The following is a 243-nucleotide window of genomic DNA, read 5'->3' as shown; positions in this document are numbered from 1 at the left end:
GTAAAGTTTTGATGAATTGCAGTTATTTCGCGATGTGGGCTTGCAAGTGGAGGCCGGCGAACGCATTGCTATTATCGGACCCAATGGCGCAGGCAAAACCACTCTGCTGCGCTGCTTAATGAATGAGTTGATGTTAGATAGTGGCGAAATCAAATGGGCAGAGATGGCGAACATTGCTTATTTTGCGCAGGACCATGCCGCCGATTTTGCCGAAGATATGACGCTGTTCGATTGGATGAAACA

1 protein-coding gene is annotated in these 243 nt (G+C 47.7%); it reads left to right on the top strand.

Features of this window, described 5'->3' with window-relative positions:
* Positions 1-16 precede the first annotated feature (16 nt).
* On the top strand, positions 17-243 hold a 227-nt coding region (locus ND811_RS19555; RefSeq protein WP_265365574.1), incomplete at its 3' end, for an ATP-binding cassette domain-containing protein.

The organism is Leptospira soteropolitanensis, from assembly GCF_026151655.1.
Classification (GTDB): Bacteria; Spirochaetota; Leptospiria; order Leptospirales; family Leptospiraceae; genus Leptospira_A; species Leptospira_A soteropolitanensis.
Note: the sequence above shows the minus strand (reverse complement) of the source record. Positions and strands in the feature narration are given on the sequence as shown.